Below are 8563 nucleotides of genomic sequence, written 5' to 3'. Positions count from 1 at the left end.
GTGAAGATGTGGTATGATGGGTTTACTTTTGGTGATAAGAAAGATATTTATAATCCTTGGTCGATAATTAATTTTTTGAAGACTAAGCAATTTAAGACATATTGGGCTGATTCAAGTTCAAATGGACTTATCAATAAATTGATAAAAACAGGTTCACCAGGTATTAAAGTGTCAATGGAAATACTTGTAAAAGGAGGTATTATAGAGAAAAATATAGATGAACAGATAGTGTTTTCAGCACTTGATTATGATGAAACAGCTATATGGAGCCTGCTGCTAGCTAGTGGATATTTGAAAGTTGTATCAACGGATGTGAATATAGATAATGATTTGGAAGAAACCTATAATCTTGCAATAACAAATGGTGAAATAAGACGTATGTTTGCAAATATGATACAAAAATGGTTCTCTAATGTCGCCATGGAAAAAAATGATTTTGTAAAGGCGCTGATAGGTGGGAATATAAAAGAGATGAATTACTATATGAACAAAGTAGCTTTAGCAACATTTAGTTATTTTGACACAGGAAAAAAGCCATCTGAAATATTAGAACCAGAACGCTTTTACCATGGTTTTGTTTTAGGACTTATAGTAGAATTAAGGGGCAGATATGAAGTGAAATCAAATCGTGAAAGCGGTTTTGGAAGATATGATGTTATGATAATCCCGCATGACAAAAGTAGTCAAGCAATAGTCTTGGAATTTAAGGTACATGACCCTGATGAAGAAAAAACGCTTGAAGAAACTGTATCGTCAGCCCTAAGACAGATAAATGAGAAAGAATATGATATCGAATTATTAAACGCAGGTATAAAAAAAGAAAGTATCAGGCATTACGGATTTGCATTTGAAGGTAAGAAAGTGCTGATAGGTACTGAAGATTAGGTAATGGAGTACAAAGGGGACAAATGACTAACAACTTAGATTTCTAAGTGATTATAAAATATTATAAGAAAAGAGGCGTTTAAATGAATAACAAACAAAGAAAATTAACAGCACTGTTTGTTGCGGCAGCTATGGCATTGAGCAGCACTGCATACGCGGCAGGTAACAATACAAAAAAAGTATCAGCAGCAGAAACGGATATTAATATAACAGATGGTGCAAAAACTTCAACGGGGCCTGCGATTGATGAGCCTGTTGTTCCGACAAAAACAAGTATAAGATTTACCAGATTGAGCAGCAGAAAAGTGAAGTTAAACTGGAACAAATCTGACGGTGCTGATGGATATATAGTGTATAAGAAGATAAATAATAATGAATATAAGGCTATTGTTAACACACAAAAACTTAAATATGTTGATAACAATGTCAAAGCAGGAAAAAAGTATAAATATTATGTGGAAGCAGTCAGCACAAAAGATGAGAATACATATTCGACCGCTTCAAATGAAAAGAGTTTTAAAATTGCGGATTTTGTAAATACGAGACATCAGAAATACAGTTACAGTGAACTGAGTCAGGACATAAAAGCTCTTGAAAACTCATATTCAGATTATGTAAAAGTAAAAGTTTTAGGCAAGTCAAATGATAACAGAAAGTTGTATGATGTTGTTATAGGAAATCCGGATGCAAAAAAGACTATGGTTGTTATAAATAACATTCACGCAAGAGAGTATATGACAGCGCAGCTTAGTATGGCACAGATAGAACAGTACCTTAAAAGCTATAATGGAAGTGTAAAGGGAGTAAAAGTAAAAAGTGTTTTGAATAAGATCGCGATACATTATATACCTATGGCAAATCCTGACGGTGCGACTATTTCACAGTTTGGAATTTCAAAGATAAGAGATAAAAAACTCCGCAGGGCATTGTATAAAATGCCGGGAGCATCCCACACATCTACATGGAAAGCAAATGCCAGAGGAGTTGACCTTAACAGAAATTCAAATTCACATTTCAGAGCCAACTATGGCGGTAAAAGAGGAAGTGAGGGATTCTCAGGTCCATCTGCTGCAAGTGAGCCGGAAACAAAGGCAATTGCTAAGTTGTTAGGACAATTAAAGAAAAATAAGACACTTAAAGGTGTTGTAAATTATCATGCTATGGGTTCTATAGTGTTTGGCAGCGGTGGAAAAGGAAAGGTTAAGAGCGGTACACTTAAGATGTACGGACTTGCCAGAAGTATAACAGGATATACAAGTGGTGCAAGTTATGGCTCAGGCGGACCGAGTGTGGGAAGTATGAGGGATTATATAATGGAAAAGGTACAATCGCCATGTATAACATTGGAGATAGGTGTGGGCGGCTGCCCTCTTCCTACATCACAATTTGCATCGATATGGAGAAAGAATCAGGTTCTTGTGCTTAGAGAGGCAAAATTATTATCATAATAGTTATAGTAAAAGTTTACAACAGACACATAACAGGAAAGGAACAGAAAAATGACACTATTAACATATCAGGTTTTTAAGACAGTTGCAGACCATGGAAGTTTTAGAAAGGCGGCTGATATACTAGGGCTTACGCCGTCGGCGATAAGTCATGCCATTTCATCTATGGAAAATGAACTTGGTTTTAGTGTCCTGAACAGGAGTAAGGCAGGTGTGACACTTACCAATTACGGGGAGAATCTGCTGCCGTATGTAAATGCCGTTCTGAACAGTGATGAAAGTTTATGGCAGGCTATCGCAGAGTTTAATGGTCTTAAAAAGGGAAAAGTAAAAGTAGGTTGTTTTTCAAGTATCTGCACAAGCTGGCTTCCTGATATCATGAATTCTTTTGGAAAAGAATATCCCGACATAACTCTGGAAGTATTTCAGGGGACATATGATGATGTAACATACTGGCTTAAAAATGGTGTTGTAGATATAGGATTTTTGTCTGTTTCAAGTGCGGGGGATATACCTATAGAACCTCTTTATAAAGATCCGCTTGTCTGTGTTGTGCCAAAGGGACTTTTTGATAAAAAAACAGGTGAGACAATGCATATTTCTGAGCTTAGAAATCATCAGTTTGTAACACAGAGAGAGTCAACAGATGCCGATATTCAGAACTTTCTAAAAGAAAATTCACTCAATGTGCAGTCTAATTATCATGTTGTGGATGACCTGTCTACTGTTGCACTTGTGTCAAACGGTTTCGGAATCTGTCTTATGCCTGAACTTGTTATGAGAGATATTCCATATGAGGTGGACTATTATCAGATAGAGCCTGATGCTTACCGTATCATAGGCATTGCCACAATGAACCCTGATTTTATGGCTCCGGCAGTGAGAACGATGTACAATCATATTTTAAAAAAGTATAAAAATATATAGTGTAAAAATTTTCATAATAAATATTTGTGCTTTGGACAAGATTGTTATGAGCAAGTGACAGAGCGGATTACGAATATACGCTTGACTACTGCAAAGAACACATTTAAAAGGCATTAAAATTTCGTATAGTTATATTTGTATTTATATAGGATATAATGAAACAGCTATCATTGAAAAAAGAAGAGGGAGATAAAATGAACAGATTACAGAATGAATTAAAAAGAATAGACCACAGGGGATATCCTGCTTATAAAGATTTAAAGGGAAGTTATGATTTTGTTAAATATACATTAAATATAGAACATGTACAGGGCGATCCTTTTGCATCACCTTCTTCTTTGAGTGTCAGTATAAATGGGAAAACAGCAGGCTTTCCCAAAAATTATTATGATGAATATCACAGAAGGATTGCTTTAGAGGACTTTATTTTAAGAAGATTCAGTATGGCGGTTTCAAAAATAAGTTTTAAGGCGAAGGGTTCAGGAAAAAGCGGGATGGTCTCAGCGAGCCAGCCGGGACAGGAGATTATGGAGAGAAGTGCGTGTCATGTAGATGAAAATACAGGTGAGGTACTGTTTAGATTTGTAGTTGGATTTCCGGCAAGAGGGCGTTCGATAGATGCAGGGGAGCTTGAGAAAATATTATTCAGACTGCTGCCAGATGCAGTTGAAAAATCAGGCATTTTCAAACTTTTTAAAGAGCAGGAAAAAAGTAAACTGAGAGAGCAGATAGAACTTGCAGATGACCAGAAGGAATTGAGGAGAGTAATACAGGAAAAAGGATTTACAGCATTTATTGCTGACGGTTCAGTACTTCCTAGAGAGAGTGGTGTTTCGCAAAAGCCGATGAAAAATGCTGTTTTATTTAAGTCTCCTGAGTCTATGCAGGTGTCATTTGACCTTCCACATAAGGGTAAAATAACGGGCATGGGCATAAAAAAAGGCGTTACACTTATAGTGGGTGGTGGCTATCATGGTAAATCAACACTACTTCAGACGCTGGAGAAAGCTGTGTATCCGCATATTGCGGGAGATGGAAGGGAATATATCGTAACTGATGCAACGGGCGTAAAGCTGCGTGCGGAGGATGGCAGGAGTGTTGCAGATGAGGATATAAGTTTATTTATAAGAAATCTTCCTAATGGAAAAGATACAACAAGATTTTCAACACTTGATGCGAGCGGTTCAACATCTCAAGCGGCAAATACGGTTGAGGCACTGGAGGCTGGAAGCAGGCTGTTTCTTATAGATGAGGATACAAGTGCTACGAACTTTATGATAAGGGATGAACTTATGGAGCGTGTTATATCCGCCGATGAGGAACCGATAGTTCCATTTATAAAAAGAGTTGAGCAGCTTTATGAACAGAAAGGTGTATCAACGATTCTTGTGGCAGGAAGCTGTGGTGCATTTTTCCATGTTGCAGATACTGTTATACAGATGGACAGATATATCCCTAAAGAGATAACAAAGGCGGCAAAGCAGGTGGCAGCAGAGTATCCTCTCAAAATGAAAGATGATGATACAAAAATAGAACTTGATGAGGGAAGAAAAGTCAGACTTCCTAAAGCGGATGACAGAACAAAGATTAAAGTGATGGGAACAGACGGATTTTTATACAACAAGACAAATGTTGACTTAAGATACCTTGAACAGATAACAGATGCAGAGCAGATGCTTGCAATATCAAAGGCACTTGAATATCTTATACGAAAGTATGGTGGAAAAGAAACGATGATAAGAACATTGATTGATGATGTAGAGGGGCTTATAGATACAAAGGGTGTCTCTGCACTTACAAGCAGGGGAAGTGTTCCTAATATGAGTAAGCCACGCAGATTTGAGATAGCAGGATGCATAAACAGATTTGTAAAGTAAAATGTGCAGCATAAATTTTATATGAGCAAGTAGCAAAGCGGATTGCGAATAGCCTTGGCTTATAAGGCAGAAATCGTTATAAAATACCGCCCTCAAAATATCATGTTATAATTTTTTGAGGGCGGTGTTTTTGGCTCTTAACCTGTTTATTACATCTTAAAATATCTTTTCAAGTTTTTCGATATCAAGCTCTTTTTCAGGAGCAAATTCATCTGAAGTAAGATAAGTTACGAGGCTTTTTACAAACTGTTTAACTTCAGGTCTGTCTGATATTTCGCCAAGTTTTGAAGTACATACCATAAGTTTACCGTCTGACACCTTTCCTTCAAAAAGTATGCCGAGTTTATGGTTTCTCTCAAAGTTATCAACCATCTGTATGATAGGTCTGTAATCTTTATCTGTCACATCATCAAGTATGGCACATCTGCTGTGTGAAACAATCTGATACCACTGAGGTGTTGCATATTTGTGTGATGGGAAGTCTTTTAAGACCGGATGCTTAGTGTCGATGAGAAGTCCCATTGTTCCTACGGCGACAGGTTTTTTCATCCATTCACAGATATCCCTGAACATAGGGTAGCACCAGAAATCAGTGCAGTAAAATCCCTCAAGGCTTTCCTTTACTTCATTAGGCATAAATAAAACTTTTTTGCCCTGTTTAAGAAGTGAGCCTGCGGTTGCATATTCATTTGTTATAAATACCTGATTATCGCCCTCTCCAAGACTTGCAATATTTTCAAGTGGGATGACATCATCATTTGAAGGATAGCAGTAAAGCTCGTATTTATTCTTATAAGTTGTACCATTTATCGTGAGGATAAGATCGTATACGACCGTTTTATCACTTTGAGGGAAATCAAATGAGATGCTTCCGAGTTCAGCGAGCTCTGTTGTTCCGTCAGGTATGTCTACATCACCGGAGTCTACAACTGTAGTTTCGCCATTTACTGCAAAACCTGTGGCATCCGATGTATCTACATCCCTTGCGATAAGTTCCCAGTTAAGTTTTTTATCAACAAGTTTTTTGGGATTATAGTATCTTATAGCCATATCAGCAGTGAATTTTTCTCCTGATGTGTACACATATTTTTTAAACTGGGCAAGGAGGATGGCATCTGAGCAAAATCCTGCCCATTCCTCAGGAGTTACATGTCCCTTGCTGTCCATAAAGGCATCAAGTATTCCTACAAGGGCTGTTCCCTGTCCAGGGAAGTCCTGAAGGTCAAGTATCTGATATCCTGCTACAAGACGGCTTCTTGCGGCAGCTTCAAGTTCTTCTTTATAGCACTGGACTGAAAGCATACCACTTGCATAGAAGAAATCGTCTGCCTGATCAAGCATGCCTTTTTCATTGAGATGGTCACGAAATACTTCAAAATTGCGGGCTTTGAGCACACCTGTATACTTGTCGATCTCTCTGAAATTAGGATATACGGCATACTGACCAATTTCATGTGTCACGACAGGAATGTGAGGGATAAGAGGACCATCGGCACTTGTAGCTTTAACCTTTTTTACACCCGTTCCGTACTGGATTTCTATCTCCTCACCCTCATTTGCAGCATTACTATCACCTGTATCACTTGGTGATATATCCTCATCATAATTATGCATTGTTGATGGTTCGTCCCATTGCACATGACCGAGTGGGGCGTCACACATACCGTAAGAACCTCTTATGAGTCTGTTCTTACTGAAACGCACACCTACAAAGAAATCATCTTCCGGTAAGAGTACAGGTGTATGCTGGAAGTTGTTTGAACCCTGTGTATAGAGGTGGCGGTCATCAATATTGCGGTAGTCGGTGATTATCTCTGCCATACGCTCTTTGCTTCCCCAAAGCTCATTTCCAAGAGACATCATACAGTATGAAGCATGGTTTCCAAAAGTATCTAACATACGGAAGCCTTCCTCGATAAGATAGTTCTGTTCTGTCTCATTGTGATTCTCATCCCCAGGTGCAGTAAGAGTACCCCAGAATGGAAGCTGTGGCTCCATATATATACCGAGCAGGTCTGCCGCTGTAAAAGCCGCTTCAGGAGGGCAGCAGGTATGATATCTGTAATGGTTCATGCCGTATGATTTTGAAATCTTCATAACCCTTAGCCATTCATCAATAGTGGTAGGAACAGCACCGGTCATAGGGAATACAAGACCGTCATGTTTTCCACGGAGGAATGTTGGTTCACCGTTGATAAGGAATTTAGTCTCAGTAGTAGAAAATTTTCTAAGACCAAATGTGGTAACTGATTTTTCTGATGAACCGCTTATACCGACCTCAAGACGATATATAACAGGAGTGTATTCACTCCATAAAGCGGCATCGTCACCGAGGAAAAATTTAAATTCATTCTCACCTTTACCCCTGACAAAATTTATATCAAAAGATGCAGCAGGTGCACATATGCCGGTATCTCCGTTTATATCAGTAAGAAATGCATTTACATCTAAGGTAAGGTTTTTATCCTCCGGTGTATTGTTTACCGTTTTTAATCTGACAGTAACAGATTTTTTATCAATATCGGGATAAGTCTTTATATCTGATATATATACATCATCAAAAATGCGGAGAGATATATCACCGATGATACCATTCCAGTTAGTCTGTGTATCAGGAGATGTAAGGTGGCCGCCCTTTGTGGGATAGTCAACATTTGATACAAGGACAGTTATCCTGAAATCAGTATTATGTACAAATCTTGTGATATCATAATCGTGCGGTGTAGTAAGACTGTCAAACTCACCAGCAAAAGTATCATCTATCCATATCTTTGTAAGTCTTGTTCTTTCAAGAAAAAGAAATATACTTTTGTCAAGATCTTCGTCATCAATATGTATATCCTTTGAATACCACGCATACCCCTCAAAAAGATATGGATCAGTCAGAAAACCCGTCTCTTTTTTATCGCTGTAATTTCCTTTTTTAGCTATAGATGTAGTCCCCGGCAGATTTATAGTATCATTTTTCTTCCTGTCAAAAAATCTTCCCTCGATACCCTTTTTGTCAGGATCAAGTTCAAAATCCCATAATCCGGATAAATCAATTTTTTTAATCATTTAGACCTCCATTGTATTTTTTATATGATTATCAGGAAAAATGCCCGTCCATCAGAATCATTTCCCCAAAAGATAGCACTCATTACTAATTATAATATACACATAAAATATACACAATGCAAAATACCTACACAAAATACATAAAAAACCATATATACCATACATTACAACCCTAAAATCCCCAAACCACTCCATTATCGCTCCCAGCACCCAGCCATTACCCCCAAATATTTCCGTCATTATCTCTGACAAACTTCCCTATCGCTACCAATACACAGCCGTTAAAGCGGGGGATTATTCTGATCGAAGGACGTTAGAACTGCGTCGGTACTTAGCGGGCGTATTGTGCCCGCTTATGTACCGCTACGC

5 protein-coding genes are annotated in these 8563 nt (G+C 38.1%); 4 read left to right on the top strand and 1 reads right to left on the bottom strand.

The window, feature by feature from the left end; genetic code table 11:
• The 4 genes from KQI69_RS02275 to KQI69_RS02260 form a co-directional block, all read left to right on the top strand.
• Positions 1-885, top strand: an 885-nt coding sequence (locus KQI69_RS02275) for a PD-(D/E)XK nuclease domain-containing protein (RefSeq protein WP_216563665.1), incomplete at its 5' end; no start/stop codon positions are given.
• A gap of 83 nt (positions 886-968) precedes the next feature.
• Positions 969-2333, top strand: coding sequence for a M14 family zinc carboxypeptidase (locus KQI69_RS02270; protein ID WP_216563664.1), 1365 nt, complete (start codon positions 969-971; stop codon positions 2331-2333).
• A 51-nt stretch (positions 2334-2384) separates the two neighbouring features.
• The gene (locus KQI69_RS02265) at positions 2385-3260 is read left to right on the top strand and encodes a LysR family transcriptional regulator (RefSeq protein ID WP_216563663.1); all 876 of its coding nucleotides are present in this window, start codon (positions 2385-2387) and stop codon (positions 3258-3260) included.
• A 194-nt stretch (positions 3261-3454) separates the two neighbouring features.
• Entirely contained in the window at positions 3455-5137 is a 1683-nt protein-coding gene (locus tag KQI69_RS02260; RefSeq protein WP_216563662.1) for an ABC-ATPase domain-containing protein, read from the top strand.
• A gap of 156 nt (positions 5138-5293) precedes the next feature.
• Here the strand turns inward: KQI69_RS02260 and KQI69_RS02255 are convergent, their stop codons facing one another.
• On the bottom strand, positions 5294-8194 hold the full coding sequence (locus tag KQI69_RS02255; RefSeq protein ID WP_216563661.1) for a sugar-binding domain-containing protein: 2901 nt from the start codon (positions 8192-8194) through the stop codon (positions 5294-5296).
• Positions 8195-8563 lie beyond the last annotated feature (369 nt).

Origin of the sequence: Eubacterium sp. MSJ-13 (assembly GCF_018918235.1) — a bacterium.
GTDB lineage: Bacteria > Bacillota > Clostridia > Lachnospirales > Lachnospiraceae > Butyribacter.
This window is presented reverse-complemented; position numbering and strand designations above follow the sequence as displayed.

Excerpts from the sequence above, each read along its gene's own strand:
- KQI69_RS02255 (WP_216563661.1), bottom strand. The coding sequence starts at position 8,194 with ATGATTAAAAAAATTGATTTATCCGGATTATGGGATTTTGAACTTGAT.
- KQI69_RS02265 (WP_216563663.1), top strand. The coding sequence starts at position 2,385 with ATGACACTATTAACATATCAGGTTTTTAAGACAGTTGCAGACCATGGA.
- KQI69_RS02260 (WP_216563662.1), top strand. The coding sequence starts at position 3,455 with ATGAACAGATTACAGAATGAATTAAAAAGAATAGACCACAGGGGATAT.
- KQI69_RS02270 (WP_216563664.1), top strand. The coding sequence starts at position 969 with ATGAATAACAAACAAAGAAAATTAACAGCACTGTTTGTTGCGGCAGCT.